This is a genomic window from Micromonospora sp. FIMYZ51, assembly GCF_038246755.1.
Taxonomy (GTDB): Bacteria; Actinomycetota; Actinomycetes; order Mycobacteriales; family Micromonosporaceae; genus Micromonospora.
Map to the genome: position 1 here is coordinate 1,969,552 of NZ_CP134706.1, position 18,431 is coordinate 1,987,982.

General features: G+C 68.3%; 25 protein-coding genes. 16 read left to right on the plus strand and 9 right to left on the minus strand.

Going from position 1 to position 18,431, the window contains the following annotated elements; genetic code table 11:
- Nucleotides 1-54: 54 nt before the first annotated feature.
- From QQG74_RS09415 to QQG74_RS09425, 4 genes are all read right to left on the minus strand, one after another.
- Nucleotides 55-405: a hypothetical protein gene (locus tag QQG74_RS09415; protein WP_341719895.1), complete on the minus strand. Its 351-nt coding sequence runs from the start codon at nucleotides 403-405 to the stop codon at nucleotides 55-57.
- 80 nt (nucleotides 406-485) lie between these two features.
- On the minus strand, nucleotides 486-797 hold the full coding sequence (locus QQG74_RS31575; protein ID WP_347344054.1) for an HNH endonuclease: 312 nt from the start codon (nucleotides 795-797) through the stop codon (nucleotides 486-488).
- Between the two features lie 654 nt (nucleotides 798-1,451).
- Complete coding sequence (locus tag QQG74_RS09420; RefSeq protein WP_341719896.1) at nucleotides 1,452-2,255, minus strand: hypothetical protein; 804 nt, start codon at nucleotides 2,253-2,255, stop codon at nucleotides 1,452-1,454.
- A 361-nt stretch (nucleotides 2,256-2,616) separates the two neighbouring features.
- Entirely contained in the window at nucleotides 2,617-2,844 is a 228-nt protein-coding gene (locus QQG74_RS09425; RefSeq protein WP_341719897.1) for a helix-turn-helix domain-containing protein, read from the minus strand.
- A gap of 87 nt (nucleotides 2,845-2,931) precedes the next feature.
- On the opposite strand from QQG74_RS09425, the gene QQG74_RS09430 reads away from it, so the two are divergent.
- Both QQG74_RS09430 and QQG74_RS09435 read left to right on the plus strand, forming a co-directional pair.
- Nucleotides 2,932-3,201 carry a hypothetical protein gene (locus QQG74_RS09430; RefSeq protein ID WP_341719898.1) on the plus strand — a complete coding sequence of 90 codons (270 nt, stop codon included), beginning with the start codon at nucleotides 2,932-2,934 and terminating at the stop codon, nucleotides 3,199-3,201.
- Nucleotides 3,202-3,227: 26 nt separating this feature from the next.
- A complete protein-coding gene (locus tag QQG74_RS09435) occupies nucleotides 3,228-3,506 on the plus strand; it encodes a hypothetical protein (RefSeq protein WP_341719899.1) in 279 nt (92 codons plus the stop codon).
- Nucleotides 3,507-3,643: 137 nt separating this feature from the next.
- Here QQG74_RS09435 and QQG74_RS09440 read toward each other — a convergent pair whose 3' ends face one another.
- Nucleotides 3,644-4,753 (minus strand): helix-turn-helix transcriptional regulator, encoded by a 1,110-nt coding sequence (locus QQG74_RS09440; protein ID WP_341719900.1) that lies wholly within the window; start codon nucleotides 4,751-4,753, stop codon nucleotides 3,644-3,646.
- Nucleotides 4,754-4,888: 135 nt separating this feature from the next.
- Complete coding sequence (locus tag QQG74_RS09445; protein WP_341719901.1) at nucleotides 4,889-5,161, minus strand: hypothetical protein; 273 nt, start codon at nucleotides 5,159-5,161, stop codon at nucleotides 4,889-4,891.
- Between the two features lie 201 nt (nucleotides 5,162-5,362).
- Between QQG74_RS09445 and QQG74_RS09450 the strand changes: the two genes are divergently transcribed.
- The 7 genes from QQG74_RS09450 to QQG74_RS09480 all read left to right on the plus strand — a co-directional run bounded on the left by QQG74_RS09450 (nucleotide 5,363) and on the right by QQG74_RS09480 (nucleotide 13,173).
- Nucleotides 5,363-7,141 carry a DUF2637 domain-containing protein gene (locus QQG74_RS09450; protein ID WP_341719902.1) on the plus strand — a complete coding sequence of 593 codons (1,779 nt, stop codon included), beginning with the start codon at nucleotides 5,363-5,365 and terminating at the stop codon, nucleotides 7,139-7,141.
- A gap of 95 nt (nucleotides 7,142-7,236) precedes the next feature.
- Nucleotides 7,237-7,485 (plus strand): hypothetical protein, encoded by a 249-nt coding sequence (locus tag QQG74_RS09455; protein ID WP_341719903.1) that lies wholly within the window; start codon nucleotides 7,237-7,239, stop codon nucleotides 7,483-7,485.
- A 228-nt stretch (nucleotides 7,486-7,713) separates the two neighbouring features.
- Nucleotides 7,714-9,045 (plus strand): hypothetical protein, encoded by a 1,332-nt coding sequence (locus QQG74_RS09460; RefSeq protein WP_341719904.1) that lies wholly within the window; start codon nucleotides 7,714-7,716, stop codon nucleotides 9,043-9,045.
- Entirely contained in the window at nucleotides 9,045-11,222 is a 2,178-nt protein-coding gene (locus tag QQG74_RS09465) for a hypothetical protein (RefSeq protein ID WP_341719905.1), read from the plus strand. Before QQG74_RS09460 ends, QQG74_RS09465 begins: the two co-directional genes overlap by 1 nt.
- Nucleotides 11,198-11,842 carry a GIY-YIG nuclease family protein gene (locus QQG74_RS09470; RefSeq protein ID WP_341719906.1) on the plus strand — a complete coding sequence of 215 codons (645 nt, stop codon included), beginning with the start codon at nucleotides 11,198-11,200 and terminating at the stop codon, nucleotides 11,840-11,842. The genes QQG74_RS09465 and QQG74_RS09470 overlap by 25 nt, the downstream gene beginning before the upstream one ends.
- A 73-nt stretch (nucleotides 11,843-11,915) precedes the next feature.
- Nucleotides 11,916-12,455, plus strand: coding sequence for a hypothetical protein (locus QQG74_RS09475; protein ID WP_341719907.1), 540 nt, complete (start codon nucleotides 11,916-11,918; stop codon nucleotides 12,453-12,455).
- Nucleotides 12,456-12,489: 34 nt separating this feature from the next.
- Nucleotides 12,490-13,173: an NUDIX domain-containing protein gene (locus tag QQG74_RS09480; RefSeq protein WP_341719908.1), complete on the plus strand. Its 684-nt coding sequence runs from the start codon at nucleotides 12,490-12,492 to the stop codon at nucleotides 13,171-13,173.
- A 61-nt stretch (nucleotides 13,174-13,234) separates the two neighbouring features.
- Here QQG74_RS09480 and QQG74_RS09485 read toward each other — a convergent pair whose 3' ends face one another.
- Entirely contained in the window at nucleotides 13,235-13,516 is a 282-nt protein-coding gene (locus QQG74_RS09485; RefSeq protein ID WP_341719909.1) for a hypothetical protein, read from the minus strand.
- A gap of 87 nt (nucleotides 13,517-13,603) precedes the next feature.
- On the opposite strand from QQG74_RS09485, the gene QQG74_RS09490 reads away from it, so the two are divergent.
- A complete protein-coding gene (locus tag QQG74_RS09490; RefSeq protein ID WP_341719910.1) occupies nucleotides 13,604-13,753 on the plus strand; it encodes a hypothetical protein in 150 nt (49 codons plus the stop codon).
- A 92-nt stretch (nucleotides 13,754-13,845) separates the two neighbouring features.
- On the opposite strand, the gene QQG74_RS09495 is transcribed toward QQG74_RS09490, so the two are convergent.
- Both QQG74_RS09495 and QQG74_RS09500 read right to left on the minus strand, forming a co-directional pair.
- Nucleotides 13,846-14,517: a GNAT family N-acetyltransferase gene (locus tag QQG74_RS09495; RefSeq protein ID WP_341719911.1), complete on the minus strand. Its 672-nt coding sequence runs from the start codon at nucleotides 14,515-14,517 to the stop codon at nucleotides 13,846-13,848.
- 10 nt (nucleotides 14,518-14,527) lie between these two features.
- Complete coding sequence (locus QQG74_RS09500) at nucleotides 14,528-15,736, minus strand: helix-turn-helix transcriptional regulator (protein ID WP_341719912.1); 1,209 nt, start codon at nucleotides 15,734-15,736, stop codon at nucleotides 14,528-14,530.
- A gap of 345 nt (nucleotides 15,737-16,081) precedes the next feature.
- Here QQG74_RS09500 and QQG74_RS09505 point away from each other — a divergent pair, with 345 nt between their 5' ends.
- From QQG74_RS09505 to QQG74_RS09530, 6 genes are all read left to right on the plus strand, one after another.
- Entirely contained in the window at nucleotides 16,082-16,339 is a 258-nt protein-coding gene (locus QQG74_RS09505) for a hypothetical protein (protein WP_341719913.1), read from the plus strand.
- A gap of 393 nt (nucleotides 16,340-16,732) precedes the next feature.
- Nucleotides 16,733-16,927, plus strand: coding sequence for a DUF397 domain-containing protein (locus tag QQG74_RS09510; RefSeq protein WP_341719914.1), 195 nt, complete (start codon nucleotides 16,733-16,735; stop codon nucleotides 16,925-16,927).
- 98 nt (nucleotides 16,928-17,025) lie between these two features.
- On the plus strand, nucleotides 17,026-17,409 hold the full coding sequence (locus tag QQG74_RS09515) for a hypothetical protein (protein ID WP_341719915.1): 384 nt from the start codon (nucleotides 17,026-17,028) through the stop codon (nucleotides 17,407-17,409).
- Nucleotides 17,410-17,422: 13 nt separating this feature from the next.
- Nucleotides 17,423-17,782, plus strand: a complete 360-nt coding sequence (locus QQG74_RS09520; RefSeq protein WP_341719916.1) for a hypothetical protein — start codon at nucleotides 17,423-17,425, stop codon at nucleotides 17,780-17,782.
- Between the two features lie 82 nt (nucleotides 17,783-17,864).
- Nucleotides 17,865-18,137, plus strand: coding sequence for a hypothetical protein (locus QQG74_RS09525; protein ID WP_341719917.1), 273 nt, complete (start codon nucleotides 17,865-17,867; stop codon nucleotides 18,135-18,137).
- A 91-nt stretch (nucleotides 18,138-18,228) separates the two neighbouring features.
- Complete coding sequence (locus QQG74_RS09530) at nucleotides 18,229-18,402, plus strand: hypothetical protein (protein ID WP_341719918.1); 174 nt, start codon at nucleotides 18,229-18,231, stop codon at nucleotides 18,400-18,402.
- Nucleotides 18,403-18,431: the final 29 nt, after the last annotated feature.

Consider the following 18,431-nt stretch of genomic DNA (forward strand, 5'->3'; position numbering starts at 1 on the left):
CCATCACGGTCGGGCGGCCCTCGGCGTTTGCACAGGTCGAATGGCTATCCGAAGTCACTCATGCTGCGGCGAAAGGTCCAGTTCTCGGGTCGGTAGCCTCAGGCGGTGAAGATCCGTCGCGAGTGCGCGGCGGATCGCCAGAGACTCCACGACGTGCGCGGCAGCGAGGATCGCCGGTTTGCGCTTGGGGTTGCGGTGTGCGCCGTCCCATTCGATGAAGGTGCGCACCAGGAGTTCTTCGCTAAGCACATCGAAGCAAACGAACTCAGACTCTTGCAGCTCATTGAGCGCAGCAACAACCGATTCCCTGGTGCTGTTCTGCGCCCTACTCGCCCACCTAGTGAGGCTGAGGGGAAGCACGCCGGCTGCGGAGATGTCCGGCTGCGATGCGAGCAGGAGGTACATCCGCTGCGCCTCAGTGGTGAGGCCCCGAAACCGGTCATCCCGCCAAATGGACGTAGGTATTACGGTTGCGTTCCGCGCCACTAGACCCGGTCCCCCTTGCTGCAATTGCAGTAGTTGCAGAGCGTTTGGAGGTTCCCGATCTGGAACTTCCCGCCGCGTGCGTATGGGTGAATGTGGTCAAGTTCGAGCAGTCGGCAGCCGTACTTGCCCTGATCTGCGTCGTACGTGACGACACTCAAGGCGTACCTGCCGTCATAGTCGCTAGGAACGGGCGGTTGCCAGCCGCAGTGTTGACACTTGAAGTCGTCCCGGAGATGGACGGCGAGTCGCGTGCGCCGGAACGTGTCTGGGTGAACCTTTCGAGAAATGATGATCACCGCCCCGCAGGCCATGCGGGAGAGGGGTCGCGTCGGCGGGAACCCTCGCAAGGGCTGCCAGGATCGATTGGGCTAGCATCCACGACAGGGATGTCCTTCCGTTGTTAGGTGTGGAGCGGACGTCCTAGGCGGGCCGGGTGTGCAACCACCCGGCCCGCTGTCCGTTCATTGTCAGAATTCTACTACCTGACCCAATCGTGCTTATGGTCGGACGCCTCAGGCTTCTCCCTTCTGGGCGCCAGATTCCGCCACGGTTTCAGCGACTTTCTCTGGACGTGCGATCGGTTCCCCGCAACCAGCGAATGGCTATCCGCCTACCGCTCTGCTCACCGGTACGGCCAGCCGGGCGGCGGCGGGTCGTGAGGATCCCGCCCTGAGTACATGTGCTGCTCCCCCTTGCTGAAGCAGTCCAAGCACACGTTCAGACCGGAAGCAGCCCGGTAACCGCTCTGGGTGCGGACGACCTTCTCCCCGAGCGACGACATGGCGGCGCACTCCCGGGTTTTGTGGGTGACACCGCTGTAGGGGTAGGTCTGGGTGCCGGATGGTCGTGGGGCGTCGTCGGGTCCGCATACGGGGCACAAGGTCATGGCGACGATCCTAAGATCCGGTCGAGGTGTGGTTGCTGGCCCGCGCAGACGGTCGGTGCCGGCCCTAGCCAGCGCGACCCTACGCCGACCCCGGCCACCTGCCGTCCGTCGGCCGTGGACCCGAATAGTTGGGCTGCGCCGCCAACGCCGTCTCCACCAACTCTTGGATGCGGTCAGGCAAGGTGCCGTTCTTGTCGGCGGTGATGTACCACCCGATGCTGTTGATGTCGTGTTCGTCGCGGAGCCTGCTGATGAGCGCGTCTGCGTCTGTGCCTCGCCATCCGTACTTGGCGAGGATCCGGTGTTCTGACGACGGGAACTTTTGATCGGAAAATCCGGCTTCTCTCTCACGGGGTTGAGGAACCTTTACCGAAGCGGCAGCAGCAGTCGGCGTGTGGCCGGAGAGAGAAGGGGTTTGGTTTGATTCCCCTTGGTGTAGTTCACCTTCATCTAGTTCATACCCCTGTTTGGGGGTAGCGTGGCCCCCCTCCTGGGGGTAACGTTGCCCCCTTTTCGGGGTATCGGGCTGACCTGCGGAAACGCCATCCTCGGCCGATTGAGGGCCGCCCTCGGCGATCAGCGTCAACGTATACCGGTTGCTGGCCTTCATCCCGGCGATCCGCCGCTCCGACACCTCGACCAGGCCGAGCTTCTTCAACTCGTCCATGTAGCCGTCGACCGACTCTGGCTTCTTCAAGCCGAGAGCCTGGGCGAGGCTGGTTCGGGAGGGCCACACGTCGTCGTCGCGGCGCTTGCGGTTGTGGCGGCGCAGCAGGGTCACGTACAGCCACGCGGCGTTCTTGGAGAGCTTGCCGTCCGCGACGAGGTCGAACAGTTCGTCGGGGACCATCGTGAAGGTTCGCGGCTTGGTAGTGGCGCTCATCGCACACCACCGGCCGGTCGCACAGACGTGCGGGAAGGGTATGCTCTTACCCTAGACATGGGACGCCTCCTCAGCAGGCGTTCAGGCCCCGGCGCGAAGGTGCTACCAACACCTGCCGGGGCCGCTCTGTATTTGTGCCCCCATCCTACCTGCTGTCTGGATCATGCTGACCTCGGCCGATGCCCCAGCCGGTCGCCTATCATGGGCGTTGGGAGACGGTGCTGCAACACCGATCCCGACGTGTGTCCTATGCAGCTAGCTGGCGGTCTGACAGGGCCCAAATGAGCTGACGAAACGCCGACACGAGTGAGCCCCGGCCGGTCATCCGGTCCGGGGCTTACTCGTCTGCGTCGAGCGGCGTCTACTCGGCAACGGTGGGTGGCTGCTGCTTCTTGCCCTTGCGCCAGCCATGGCCGGGGCGTTCCTTCAACCAGGCGTCAACGCTCGACTCGGCCCATAGTGGTGTGCGGCCTACGTACTGGTCGGGTTCGGGGATGTCGCCTCGGCTGCGGTAGCGGTGTACGGAGGTGCGTTTGATGCCGAGGCGGTCGGCGAGCTGGTCGGTGGTGAGGAGGCCTTCCATACCCATCAAGGTACGTTGTCCTGTTGGGCTTGACAAGCCGGATGGGCCGCCCTAGCGTTGTCCATGTCAGCAAGACAACGTGAGGGAGTCGACATGACAACCGCCAAGAAGCCCTCCATCCACACGCGGATTTCCATCAGCCTCACCGTCATCCACACGGCAAGCCGCAACAGCACCTTCGACCGCAGCAAGATGGACACCGCCTGCCTGCTGTGGATGCTCGCCCCCGCCGGGCAGCCCGCCACCACCACCATCCAGACGGCTCGCACCAACGCCACCGCCCACGGGTTCGCCAACTCGGTGGAGGCGCTGCGGTACATGCTCGCCGCCCACCGCCTCCACCGCGCCAACATCACCATCTGACGCACAAGCCGAACGAGGGGAACGCCATGAACACCACCACGCAGCGCCCGATCAGCGAGACGATCCGCATGTTCCAGCCCGGCGTCGTCGTGCGGCACCGCAACCCGGAACTGGCCGACTGGCGCGGCACGGTCACCCCGAAGCCGCCGAAGTCCCGCAGGCGGTGGGGTCAGATCGGCCAGCACATCCTCGTCAACGACACCCACGACGCCGACGTGTGGGTCCACTGGTTCGCTGGCGACAAGGCCGTGAAGTCACCGGCCGCCGGCTGGTACCACGCGGATGCACTCGACGTCGTGTCCTGAATCCACGTCAGACGAAAGCCCCGGACCGGATCACCGGCCGGGGCTTCGTCGTCACGTAGGCATGGGAAAGCCCCGACCAGCACCGAAGTCGGCATCCGGTCGGGGCCCAGCCCTACTAGACGAGCTGCCCACCCAGCCTACGCGGCAGCGACGGCGGTGAGTGCGTCCACCACCCTGCCCGGCGCGCCCACCCTGCGTGCCACCTGAACCACGCCGGCAACCTCGCCCCGCACACGCCCGGATCCGGCAGCGTCGAGCAGCGGACCCAACTCGCCCGCCACCAACTCCACCGACGACCAATCCCGCACACCCAGCAGATGCCCGGCATGCCGCGACAGATACACGGCCCGATCCCTGCGCTGTGCCGCCGGCAGCATGTCGACCGCCACACCCGACCACTCCACCGCCCGACCGAACTCACCCAACGCCGCGTGGCCTTGCCCTTGGTGTAGCGCCAACTCCTGCGGCGACACCCACCACGACCACGCCGGCTCACCCGACCGGCCGCCCCCGTCCAGCAGGGCACGCGCCCGCGACAGCTCGCCCAAACCTTCCGCCGACCCGAGCGACGCCAACGCCCGCCCCCTGCGCAGCCGGTGCATCGCCTCCACCCGGCCACCAGGCGGCGCCAAAGCAAGGCCCCGATCGGCCAAGGCGAGGGCTTCCGCGTACCGGCCCGCCTCTTGTGCCAGCAAAGCCAGCAGGTTGAGCTGCAAACCCTCCATCGCCGCATCACCCGCCAACTGCGACACCAGCAGGGCGTCCGTCATCAGACGGCGGCCCACCTCCGGGCGGCCAGCGTCATAGGCCAACCATCCGGCGACCTCGCCCAGCTCGCCCACCGCCGCGTGAAGGTCGGCGCGGTGCGCGTCGGGGAAGCGGCCAGCGGCGAGGGCTTCATGGGCCCGCCGGAACTCACGGCCTGCTCGACGCCACAGGCCGTCCGCCCCGTGCGTAATGTCGTCCGCCACCAGGGCGCGAATCTGGCCGTGCAGCCCCTCCACGTCGGCTGACGTCAGCATCGGGGGAGACGGCTCACGGCGCGGCGCATTCACCAACGCGGCCAGGGAGCCGCCCGCGTCCAGCACCCGATCCAGCACTTCCGCCACCTCGCGCGACGGATTCCGGGTGCCGCGCTCCAACTTCGCCACGTAGCCGGGGTTCAGGAACGCCCGCCCGGCAAGGTCCCGTTGCGTCCAGCCCAACTGCTCACGTCGATCCCTCATGGCTCTACCGAACGCGCTCACAGGGCCTCCCGGTGGCCGGATCCTGCTGCCTATCGCACCGTCCAGCATGCAGGCAGCAGCAGATCGTGTCACCGCAGGGTGGCGGCGGGTGATGCTCGCAGACGTGAGAAGAACACCCGAAAGCAGGCGGAGCGGTCACACCTCGGGGGAAGCCTCAGAGTCGCCGTGGAACTCGCGGCGACGCTCCTCCAGCAGGCGCAGCACATCCTTCGGATTGCACTCCCGCTGCGGCTTCTGTGGGGCACCCGGAATCTTGCGATGGCCGATCACCCCCTGCCTGACCAGGGTGTGCACTTTCGTGCGGCCCATGCCGAGCAGGAGCGCGACTGGCCCTGTTTTCAGCCATTCGCCGGCCCGCACGCGGGCTTCAAGCTCGGCGATCTTGTCGCGGTTGTCGTCGTCCCCCATCGCCCCTGCTCTCCGCCGCTGGAATTTGCGGTGAGCGTACCCACCGTTCCCGGTGTTCGCGATCACCGCCGTGTTCATAGATGCCTCTCCGTCTGATGTCGTGCTAGTGTTCGTACTGTTCTAGGTTGTCAAACTGTTCGCACTATGGCACAGTCCAGCCGAGAACGCGAACCCCAACCACAGCCAAGGAGGTGGCGGCCCGTGAGCATTCAGCCGCTGATGTACCCCGAGCCGGGAGAGCCGGTGTCGTCCGTGCCCTACACCCCGGCGGCGGACACACGCGGCTGGCTCGACCACATCACCGCCTGGGCCGACCTCGTACCCGCATGGATGTGGGTCGTCGCCATCACCGCCCTCATGACCCTCACCGTCATCACCCTGCCGTTCGCCCGAGCCCAGGCATACAAAGCCGGCAAGCGCGCCGCAGGGCACACCACCACCCGCGACACCAAAGGCACCGCCCTGTTCATCGCCGCCATGGTGCCCGCCGTGTTCTTCTGGGTCGCCGTCCTCGCCGGCTCCTTCCGGGGACTCGCCGCCTTCGGACGCGACACCCTCAAATGGGCCGACGGCTGGGAATACCTTGTTCCGCTCACCCTCGACGGCATCGCCATCAGCTTCGGGTTTCTCGCCTTCCGGGCCGTCCGCGCCCACCGCTCACCCGACCGGGCCGTGCACGTCGCCACCGGCGCCGCCGTCGCGTCCGCCCTCATCAACTACGCCCACGAAGTCGGCGTAGGCGGATCCTGGGTTGGCGGCGGCTACCTCGCTCTGCTGTCGATTCTCGGGCTGCTGATCTTCCACGAGTTCCTGGACCAGTTCACCGAAGGCGCCGCCTACGTGCAGCGCGTCAACCCGTCGTTTGGGCTGCGGTGGCTGACGTGGCCCACCAACACCGTGTGCGCGTGGATCGCGTGGCGGAACTACCCGCCGCTGCCGCTGCCCGCACAGCCGACCGACGCCCAGCGGGCGTGGTGGGGATCCATCAACCACGCTGTCGCCCACCTCGGCAAGGTGCGGAGGGCGAAGCGCATCGCCCGGCACTCCGCCGACCTCAACCGGGGCCGGGACACCGTTCACCGCTGGCTGGCGTGGATTCCTCCGCTCCGCGAGCTGGTCGCCACCCTCACCGCCGAGCGGGCGGAGATGGCGGAGATGTCGGCGCGACTCGACAAGGTGGCCGCCGACCACGCGGCAGAGAAGGCACGTGCCGAAGCAGCAGAGCGCGCGGCGGAGGACGCCAACCGTCGCGCCCATGCCGCCGACACCGCCCGGGTGCGTGCCGAGCAGCTGGTTGCCGCAGCCGACCGGAAGATGGCCGCCGCACAGGCGGAGCTGACCGCCGCGCTTGCCCGGCTCGACCAGATGGAACAGCGGTGGATCGACGCCAAGCAGGAAGCCGCAGTGTCCGCCCGCGCCCTGTCCTCCGCACAAGCGGAGGTGTCCTCCGCCCACGCCGCCGTCGATCGGGCGGAGGAAGAAGCCAACACCCTCCGCGCCGCCCTCCGCGACACGACGGAGAAGCACTCCGCCGAACTGGCGGAGGTCGCCAACCGCATGCGGGCGGAGATGGCGGAGCACGAAGCCCGAATCCGGGCGGAGGTCGGCACCGTCAACCTCTCCGCCTACCGCAGCGGAGGGCGGAGAAAGCCCACCGGCGGGCAGCGGAGCAAAACCACCGAGACGCCCTCCGCCCCCTCCAACGCGGCGCGGATGACCGACGAAGAAGCAGTTGAAGCCCTGTTCTCCGCCGACATGAACCCGGAGCGGAGGTGGACGCACGACACCGTCCGGGACATGACCGGAGCGGGCTACGGGCGGATCCCTCGCCTTCTCTCCGCCCTCGCGGAGTACCACCGCACTCCGGAAGCGGAGCAGCGGCGGAGGGCTGCGGAGGGCCACCGCACGGAGGGTGCGGAGAACCCGAACGGAGAGGACGCGGAGCTTGCTCGAACCGCCGCGACTGTGGCTGCCGGATGACGAGCGGAGAGACGCGGAGAGAGTGCTTGAACTTCTCCGCTTCGCCTGGAACGACCCACCGAAGCTGATCTACCCGACCACCGAGGAGAACCCCGATGACGAATGACAACCTTCCTGCCCTGCGGGCCAGCACCGCTGTAGCCGTACGGCAGCCCACCAGCACGCCCACCGTGCAGCCGATGCGGCTGTCCACCGGCCTACTCGTAGCCGACCTCGCCGGTCTGCTCATGGCAGTCGTGTCCCTGCTGGCGGGCCGGAACGTGCAGGCCACGCTCATCGGCGTCGCCGTCGTCGCAGTCCTGATCGCCGCCATCCACGAGCGTTGGAAGGAGGTCAACTCATGAGCGGACGAGCCATCTCAGCCGTGCTGCTGGTCCTCATCGTCGCATTCGCCAGCGGACTCATCCTCAACCTGACCACTACGTGACGTAACTATCCGACACTGACTGTCTGCCGACAGACAGTGCCAACAGGTGCCCCCTTAGCAGCGGAAACACACCCACGCGAACTGTCGACCGACAGCAGACACCGACACTCCGACAGTCACAACCAGTCACCGGAAAGGAGGCGACATGACCAGCAGCGCACCCACCACCACACTCACCGTCCCGGCGAAGCCCGCCGCGATTACCGCCGCGAACATCGCCACCCTCGCAGGCACCGCCGCTGCTGTCGCCGGCCCGGTCGGCTGGGCTGCCGCCGGCGCTGTCGCCGCCGTACCTGCCGCCGTGGCGGCAAGAAAGGCCGCTAACCGGCGTAAAGCCAACCGGCAGCAGCGCACCGTCACGACCACCACCGCCCAGCGGACGGTCGGGGCGCCGCGCATGCCGCGACTCGGCGGCAGCGGAGGCGGAGGGTCGCGCGGCGGGCGAAACAGCGGCGGCGGTGGTGCCGGCGCGGGTCGGCACCGGGCGCCGAATCCGCTGCGTGGGCTCATGGGCGGGGCCGGTGGTCGTAACACCAGCACCGGCGGCACGTCACCGCGCAGCCGGTCGGGCGGCGCGGCAGGCAAGTCGGGGATCCTCCGCAAGCTCGGCATCGGCAGCTCGTCGGCCACCCCCGGAAACCGCACGAACGCGAAGAACCGGGCAGGCGGCAACAGCAAGGGCGGTGGCGGTCGCACCGGAGGCTCCGGTCGCAGCAGCTTCGCTAGGGTCGCCACCGCGCCCATGCGCAGCCTCAGCCGGTTCGGGCGCGGCCTCGCCACCCGGCCCGGCAAGAAAACCACCGTCGGATCCGCCTACCAGAAGAACCGCAAGCGCGGGTTCGCCACCGCCCTCGGCGCCGCCGGCCGCACCGGTATTCGCAACGGGTGGCGGCACGCCGGCAAATGGTTCCGCCGGTTCGTGCTGCGCCGCAAACCGAAGAAGAAGGTCAAGGACACAGCCAAGAAGGCGCCGAAGAAGACCGTCGCCCCGATCGTTGATCGCGGCACCCCGCCGCAAGCCACGAGCCCCACCCAGAACAGCAACCCGCAGGCCGCCCCCGGCCAACCCATCACCCCCGGCGACAACACGGCCGCCGCGAAGGAGGACACCATGAGCAGCGCAAACGTGCCGAGCGGCGCCCGCGAGATCGCGGCCCGCATGTGGGCCAACGTGGAGGCGTGGCAGCCGCGCGGCATGCTCGCCGTCGTTGACGAGTACCACGACCTGCCGCAGACGTTGGAGTACGTGCGCGCCACCGTCGGTGTGCTGATGGACCGGTCGATGAAGCGGTTCCCCGTCGACCCGGCCATCGCCCAGCAGATCGGCAAGATCGTGGAGATGCTGGCGACCGCTTCCGTCATGTCCCGCAAGATCCCCGAGGCCGTCGAAGAGATCCACAAGAAGCAGCTCCAGGATCTCCGCAACCCCGGCGTGGGCCAGGAGATGTGGGACCTGTCCGCGAACGGACGGGCCTGATGGCCGCCAAGAAGACCCGGCTGGTCGAGTTCGACTTCGCGGGACCCCACGGCACCGCGTGGGGCACCTTCAACGCCGGACTCACCACCGTCACCGCGACCACCGTCGCGCACTTCACCACCGACCACGGCGCTGTCGTCATCGGCAGCGCCGTGGGAGGCGCCATCCTGTTCAACCTCGTACGGGCCGCGTTCTCCCGCAAACGCATCCCCGGCTCCACCGTCCTGTACCGGCTCGGCTGCTGGGGTGGTGCCGGCACGTGGGGTGTGTGGATGCTCGACAACCCGAACTGGACGTTCCAGTCGTGGGCCGAAGGCGTCATGTACCTGGCTGGCGCGGCGACCGGCGCTGGGGTCATCGTCGGTCTCGCCACCGAACCGAAAGACGACGACGAAGACGACGACACGGTGGTGCTGCCGTCCGACCCCGGCGAGGCGCAGCGCGTCACCGTCGCACTCGACTGGGAAGCCCGCATCGAGCGGGTGTGCGGCATCAAGGTCGAGTTCCACGCCTTGGAACAGTGGGCGAAAGGCAACGGCTACACCCTCGCCGGACGCCTCCCGGAAGGTGGGGTGCTGCTCGACCGACTGCGCGGCCAGGCCGCCAACCTGGCATCCGACATCGACCTGCCGGCCGGCTGCGCCATCAGCATCTACCCGAAGGTTGGCGGGGGACGTCGGGACTTTCTGATGGACGTGCCGACTGAGAACGCGCTCGCCGACGACCAGACGTATCCGCAGGACATCACCCGCCTCACCATCAACCATCCGGTGCCGTTCGGTGTGCAGCCGAATAGCGACTTGGAGACGGTGGAGATGCGCTCGAAGTGTCTGCTCGCTGTCGGCGAGACGGGTTCGGGGAAGACGAACCTTGGTCACGGGCTGACCGCCGGGTTTGTGCGGACCGTCGACACGCTGGTCATGCAGATCGACCTCACCGGCGCCGGCCTGTCACGGCCGTGGCTGCGTCCGTGGCTGGAAGGCCGTGCCGGTCGGCCCGCCATCAACGCCGTCGCCGACACCCCCGACAAGGCGATGCAGATGCTGAGGGCGTTGCTGCGCATCGGGCACGCCCGCAAAGCCGGCTACCAGGATCTGATGGCGCAGGTGGACGACGACAAGCTACCGATCGGTCACATCCTGCCGGACGGCAACATCCTGTCCGAGGTCATCCTGATGGTGGACGAGATCGCGAAAATCACCGGCACGCGGTCTGAGTGGCCCGACCTGCGGGATCTGATCGTGCAGGTCATCAACGAGTTGCGGGCGTCCGGTGTGCGGGTGGTGCTGCTCGGCCTGCGGGCCACCGACGATGTGGTGGCGTCTTCGATCCAAGCCATGTGCTCTATCAAGATCGGCATGAAGATGACCAGCAAGTCGGAGATGTCGTACCTGTTCGGCTGGTCCGAAGGCATCGCGCCCGAAGATGCCCCCTTCCCCGGATGCGGGTTCATCCAGCACGACTCCGCGACCAAGCCGCGTCCGTTCCGGGCGTGGCGACTCACCCCCTCTGTCATCGATCGCATCGCCGTGGCGGCGGACGCGTGGATTCCCGAACTGGATCCGATTTCCCGCGCCGCCGCGAACGGCCGAACCCTGGACGGAGCCCCCATGAAGGGTGTCCCGCAAGACGACCTCGACTGGTATGAGCGGCGGTGGGCCGGTTGGGAGCGCACCGACCAGCCGCGCCAGGTGGAGATGGCGCAGCCCGCCATCCCGCCCGTGCCGCCCATGCCTGCACGAGACAGCAGCGTCGCCACCGTCGATGACGTCATCCAGGCCGCCGAGGACGGCGATGCCGCTCTGGCGGCCCGGATCGCCGAGTCGCAGGGCATGACTGTCGATCAGTCCGAGCAGGTGAAGGAGGACTTCGCGCGGGTGCTGCGGGAGGCCGGTTTCGATCCGGATGAGGAGGACTGGAAGGACCCGGCCGTGTGGTCTCGCCCGCCGGAGGGTGTGAATGCGCCGGTGACGGAGGACGAGAAGGCGTTGATGCTGTCGATCCTCGCGGACGCCGGTCCGCAGGGCATGCGGCCGAAGGAGTTGCGGCAGAAGTTGGCCGACCAGGGCAAGCCGATGGGTCGGGACAAGCTGCACCAGATGTTGAATGCAGCCAAGGCGGATGGCGAGGCGCACCAGCCGGGCTATGGCAAGTGGGCGAGGGGGCCGAAGCCGTGAAGCCTGTCACCTACCTGTACTGGCTGTGGGACCGCGACGGCCAGCTCATCTACGTCGGCATTACGGACGACGTGGAGCGGCGCATGCGTGACCACGCCAAAGACAAATTTTGGTGGCGGGACGTCGCCCGGACAACGAAGGTGGCGTTCCAAACCAGGTACGAGGCGGAATGGGCCGAGTGGGCGGTCATCGCTACGTCCCGACCGGTGTACAACCGGGCGCTGTCGCCGCCGCCGCTTCCTGCCGCCGTGGCTGCTGCGGCCAGCGCCGTGCCGCCGGTCGCGGCGACTCCTACGCCCATTCCGGAGCGGGAGTCGATATCGGCGCCGAAGGCCAGCGAGTTGGAGCGGATGGAGATGGACCTAGCCACCAACCGCCTCCGCAAGCATCCCCGCGACAGGATGCGCGAGATCGTTCGGGCCGCCCACGCTTCCGGAATCGGCCCGGGGAAGGTGTTCAAGAAGTTGCAGGGCGAGGGTTACCCGACGACGTTCCCGACGGTGAACGGCTGGTTGAAGGCTGACGCTGCGGACGGAACGCTGATCCAGCCTGGCGGTAACCGAACGCCGTACTTCCCTGGGCCGAAGATGGGTTTCCCGTACCCCTCGGCGGTGTCCTGAGATGGCAGTCACGCAGGTACGTCGGCCGAGCCAGTCTCGGCCGGCACACTGGGCTCCGCCCGGCGAGTGGCGGATGTACCGGGCGTGGGGTGACCTGCCGCCCGAACGCGGCCTGTGGGCTGCGATCAGCGGCTGGCTGTTGGGTGGCTGGCAGCATCTGCTGTACATCGGCATCACCGAACGCACCGCCGTCGCGCGCTGGGCCGAACATCTGGAACGCAAGACCTGGGCGCCGGACATCGCGTGCTGGGAGCGGGACCCGAAGGTGTGGCCGTCGCAGGAGTCGGTGTTGGCAGCGGAACGGGCCGCGATCGTCGCCGAGCGGCCCGTCCACAACGTGGCCCACAACGGCAACAACCCTGGCGCTGTGCGTCGCCGCCGGCATCTGCCCCGGCATGTGGTGCGCGCCCGCATGCTGTGGGCGGCCCGTGCGTGTGTGTGGCTGGCCCTGTTCGCGGGGTTTTGGCTGGCGGTGGGAAATGCATGGCCGGGTTGGGAGGGTCCGCGCAACTCGGCAATCGCCGCGTCGCTGGTGTCGGCTGCCGCGCTGGCCGCCCGCGCCTATGACCGCAAGAAGCGGCGAAAGACCAGGCGCCGCCGTACTCGCCGATAGCAAGGGATTCGATCACCAACCGAGGAGTATCGCCATGCCCAACATCACCGCTAGCCGGGTGTACGCGCCCGTCGACATCACCCCGCCCGAGCTGCGCGCCGACCGCATCGCCGAGACCGCGCGTGAGGGCTGGGTGCAGGATGTGACCTGCGACCCGTCCACCATCCGCGACTGGCCCGCCCGACAGGCTTCCGCGATCGAGCCGTTCGACGTGCACAACGGGCGACCGGTCAACCCCGTCCAGCGCACCGGCCGTGTCGGGCGCGACCTCGGTCGGTGGGGTGAGAACCAGGCCGCCGACCCGATCGTGGTTGCCGACAGCCCCGACGGTCGGGTGGTGCTGCTGATCCGCCGCGACGACTGCGGCATGTGGGCGATCCCCGGCGGCATGGTCGATCCCGGCGAAACAGCCCCGCAGGCGCTGGTGCGTGAACTGCGGGAGGAGACGGGTGTCGACCTGGCCGGGCTGCCGTGCGAGATCGTGTGGCAGGGGTATGTCTACGATCCGCGCAACAGCGATGAGGCGTGGATCTGTTCGACGGCTGCCCTGTACCGGCTGCCTGCCACCGTCACCCCGCACGCCGGCAGTGATGCGCTCGACGCCGCATGGTGGCCGTTCGGCAGCGTGGACGCGCTGACGGGGGCGGTCGGCGGGGCGGGTGGCGTCTTGTATGCGCCGCATCGGCCGATTCTTACCGCAGCGGCACGTCGACTGTAGCTGCGCAGATGTGTGAGCCCCCGCCGGACCACATCCGGGCGGGGGCTCAACTTTGGGCGGCCTACGCCTCGTCAGCGTGGCGGTTGATGTGGTGCCGGTGGGCGGTGACGCGGCGACGTACTTCGTGGACGCCGACGCCGGCCTGTGCGGCAACGTCGGTTTCGGGCATGCCGGCTGACCGTGCTTTGGCGATGGCGTGGTCTTGGGCGATGGCGATGGCGGTTTTGGCTTCGGGGGCGAGGTCGCGGAGGGCGCGGTATTGCTGGATGGGGTCGGTGAGGCGGGCGGCTGCGGTGAGGCGTGCGGCGATGTCTTGGAGGTGGGCGAGTGGGTCGGATTCCATGCCGCCTATTCTACATCACCCTATTGACGGCGTTTCTAGTGTGGGCTAGAATTTAGGTACAGGCAGGAACAAGAGGAGGAACCAAAAATGGCCGAGACCGTAGCCCAGCTCACCGCCCGCGCCCACCGCCTCGCCGCCCAGTACCGCACCGCCGCAGACGGCAGCCGCCGCCAGAAGGTGGCCCTCCGCCAGTACAAGGAGGTTGTCGCCAAGCTCGGCCGCGACCCGCTCGCCTGACCCGCGCACCACGGAAACGCCCCGGCCCCGAGAAGGGGAACCGGGGCGTCCGTGTGCATGAACTGTTTCCTCGGAGGAAACCGTTCGCCGGGCTAGCGGCCCAACCGCAGCACCAGCAGGTGCATGTGGGCACCCCACGGCGTCTCCGACTCACCCACCTGCACCCAACCTGCCCGCTCGTAGATGTCGCGCGCCGCAGACTCCGGATTGGAGGCGAGGGTCGCGTACGGCTCCGGGCGTCCGTCGAGCAGCCGGCGCAGCAGCTCGGCCCCGACACCCCGGCGGCGGTGGGCGGGACGCACCAGCCACTCCAACACCGCGAGCTTGTCTGCGTCGAGCACGTCGGCGGGCGGCTGCCGGTCGGCGCGCTTCCACCACCGTCCGCGCTCCATCGTCCACCCGTACGCGGCCCCGACCAGCGTGTCCCCGTCATGCGCGGTGATCAGCGCGAAGCCGGGCCGGGTCGCCTCTTCCGGCAGCCCAGCCCGGAACCCCCGCACCTCGTCCGGGCCCTCGCAGTACGGCGGCTCCGCGTACACGGTCGCGTACAGATCACCGAGGGCGTCCACCCACGCCGGGCTGACCTCGCTGTGCTGTACGTAGCTGAGATGCTGCGTGTCCCACTCGTGCGCGCAGTCGTCGCAGGCATACACGGCGGCATCCTCCGGGTAGCCGGGCAGTTCGCCGGCCTCGATCCGAAACAGGCTGCGGAAGTCGTCGCCGAGGCAGGCCGGGCATTGGGTAGAGGGGTTGGTGACTCCCATGCCGCCGAGCCTAGACGCCCACGCGGGCGGTCAGCTCCCCGTACGCGGGCCGGCGCCGCTCCGCCTCCGGCACAGCATCCACCACATGCCGGGCGACGGTCCGCAACAGGCCGTTGTGGTGCTCGGCCGGCAGCCGATCCAGTTGGCCTGCGGCGTGCCGGAGCCCGTCCGGCACATGCCCGGAGCGGATGAGGCAGGCGGCGCGGTGCAACTCGACTTGCGCCCGCAACCGCGCCTGCGAGGCCGGGTACATGGACAGTGCCGCATCCTGCGCCTGCTCCGCCTCACGCAACCTGCCCGCGTGCGTGTACACCCACGAGGCGGTGTGATGCACCCGGTGGGCGGGCCACCCCCACAGCGACTCCACATCACCGGTCACCGAGGCGGGTAGCCGCTCGGCCAGATCCGACAGTTGCCGTACCGTCGCTGCCGCCTCCGTGTGCCGCCCGGCCAGCGCCAACGCCTGCGCGTGCCCGGCCAGCAGACCACACGCCGCCGACGATGCGCGACCGCCGATGAGTGGCAGCGCCTCCGCCGACGCCTCGACCACCGCGTGCGGATCCCGGCCGTCATACGACCCGTTGACCACATCCCACGCCCGGCTGAGCAGCATCGTGCCCCGGTCTCCGGACTCGTCCGCCACGCGCTGCGCCGACGCCCACCAGCGGCGTGCCTGCCAGCCCTGCCCGGCCGCCACCAACCCAAGCGCGACGATCACCGACAGGTGTGCTGCCGCCCGCAACAGGCCTGCGCGCTGTGTGCCGTCGGCGGCGGCAATCTGGTGCTGCAACACGGTCAGGTCGGCGGTCAGCTGCTCGGCGAGCGTGTCGGCGGGCAGCCGGTAGAAGTCCACCCCGTAGTCGGCGACGATCCGCTGCCACTCGTCCACGCCGCCCACCGCAGCACCCAGCCCGTGGCGTAGCGCCTCCATGTTGATGTGCGGGCCGACCGCAGCCGCGCCCGCGAGGGCACTCATGGCCCCGAGAATTGTTCGTCTACGCATGTCGGTACCTGCCTGCTGCTGCCACGCTGCGATCAGTGCACCGCCCGCGTCGAGAGCCCGATCGCATGCGGCAGCCAGCGATTCGGTGGGCTTGCGTACACCCCGCTCAACCTGCGACAGATACGACCAATCAAGGTTCGCAGCCTCGCCGAGGTCACGCAGACTCATGCTGGCTGTCTTCCGGTGCCGTCTCAGTGTGACCCCAAAATCGTCCATTCCGCCCCCCAGCGTGTGGGCAAAAGTGTGGGCCCACTGCTCACACCTGCCATAACGGCAGCGTATCGACCATCCTGGACTCAGGCCCCCCTGTACGGGCGGGGTGTTTCGGGCAAGACGCGCCGCTCGACGTGGACAGTCGAGTCGCTAGAGCGGCTGCGAGCCCGCGCGGTTGCGGTGGCCGTGCCGTCGCCACCCGAGACGTCACCCCCAGGACGTCCGGTACGGCCACCACAACCCCCAAACGCGAGGGGGAGACATGCGCAGACGGAACGCCGGCCCGACACCACCGGCGGCGGCCAACCGCATCGCCGCCAACCAGCCATCGCGTCGGAGGTGGACGCGGTGAAAGTCGACCTGACCAAGGCAGTCGGAACCGTCATCCACCTGCGGCGCGGCGAATGGTACGGGCCCACCGGCGAACCCGCCTCAGAGGCGATCCTGCTGCATGTCGTCGCCGTCGACACCGAGATGGTGGGCGGTTTGGTGTCCGCGCACGGCCACGACTGCAACCCGCACGCCCCCGACTGCGGCCGGGATCACTGCTGGGAAGGAAAGCTGGTGCCGTCGGCGGTGCGTGAAGAATTGGACTTTCTGCCATGACCGGGCCGACCTTGCCGCCTTTGCGGCCCGCCGTGCCCGCCCGCCGGACTGTCCCGGCGGTGCGGCGCGCCAGTCGGCGTGCCCGTGCCACCGCCGCCCTCATCACCGTTGCCGTGCTGCTGGTCGCTGCGGTGGCGCCTTTGGCGGGGGTGTTCAGGTGAGCCGCACCGATGAGCCGACCGACCCTGGCAGTGTCCGCTTCTCGGCCGCGCTCACGATGAAAGCGCACAGAGAGAAGCGTCGCTGCTGCATGGACTGTCCCGGAGGCGACGACTGCCGACAACTGGCGTGGGCGCGCGAGCAGACGGCCGCCGAGCAGCCCCGCCAGCCGGGCACATAGACCACCCCAACAGGATGCCCGGCGTGGTCCGGGCGGGCACAGAGGAGCACGACATGCAAGACGGGTGGTTCAAGAGCAGCAAGAGCGGGCCGAACTGCGACAACTGCGTGGAAGTCAACGCGGACCTCGGCGGGTCGGTTGGGATCCGGGACAGCAAGGACAGGTCCGGGCCGGTGCTGATGGTCGCGCCGCTCGACTTCGCCGCGTTCGTGCGGTCGGCGGCGCGGGGTAAGTTGACCCCGGCCTGACCTACGCAAGACGAAGCCCCCGCCGGCCGAAGCTGGCGGGGGCTTTCGTCGCCTTCCATGTGTAGACAGAACTACAGGTACCGTGTAGTCTGAACTACATGGGAACGTACTTCCGAGTCCAAACCGCCGACCGCAACCCGGCGGACCTACTCGACCCCGGCTACCAGTTCTCCCACGCCTACAACGGCAACACCACCCTCACCCGCGAAGGCGTCAGCGTCTGCACCACCCTCGAAGAACTCGCCGAATACCTCGAAAGCGGCCTCGCCGGAGCCCTCACCGTCCGCGACGGCGGCTGGGTGATCGTGGAACTGGAAGCAGACGAAATCCCCGACGCCCACCCGGTCGACGCCGAATACGAGCAGCTCGTCCGCCCAACCGCGATAGTCTCCGTCACCCCCGTCGGCGATGACTTTCTGGCGCTGCTCGATGAGAAGGCCGACTTCTTCGCCGGATTCGCATCCAACGACTGGGACGACTGAAAAAGGGGACACCATGACCAACAACGAGCTAATGGCTTGGCTTGGCCCGGCCGCCGCCGAACTTACCGCCGAGCAGATCGACCAGGTGGCCGACGCTGCCCGCGACATCGACACCCGCTACCCGCACCCGGATGAGCAGCCGGAGCGAGACGCGGCCCTGTCCGCGACCGTGCAATACCTGCTCGGCGAGACGACACCGGAGGACGCCGACCGGGCGCTGATCGAGGCGCGGCGCCGGGAGCGTGAGGCGTACGTGGCCGCGTTGCAGGTGGCGGTGATGGCGCACCGGGTGGGCGGGGTGCCGAAGGCGACGGCGGCGCGGCGTGCTGGCGTGGACCGCATGAGGCTGCTCAAGGCGCTCGGGGAGCGATGAGGCATGTGTAGACAGAACTACAAACGCGGTGTAGTCTGGACTACATAAGCACGGAGGTTGACAACTACATCAGGAGACCGACATGGCTGTAGACGACACCATCATGGCCCAGCGCATCAGCCACTACCACGTCGAAATCCGCCACCCCGGCCAGCAAGACTGGACCCACATCCACAACCCGAAGTGGGAAACCACCCCCCGCGAACTGGCCGCCCGCCTCTACGCCCGACTGGTCGAACGAGACCACCCCGGCAGCAAGGCGCAGATCGTCCAGACGCAGAAGCTGGAAATCCTCACCCTCGCCACCGGCAAGCGCAACACCCTGGACCTGGGCAGAACGATCCTGCCACGCTGAGACAGCCGAGGATGGGACGCAACGCACCGGCCCCACCGCCCACGACGGGCAGGTGGGGCCGGTTCGTTTCGCACCCTGGCAGGGTATATGCATGGCTGTGGATCGTGACCATTGGCGGATCCTCGCCGCCCGCCACGGACGGCACGACGACGAACCCCGCCGCTGCCGAGACTGCGGCGCCCTCTACCCGTGCCTCTACCGGCTGCGCGCCGACGTCGAGCTAGGCGACCGCATCTGGCCGCACCCCACCCGCACCGCAGCCTGAACGCGGAGAAGCCGGCCACCCGCCCGCGT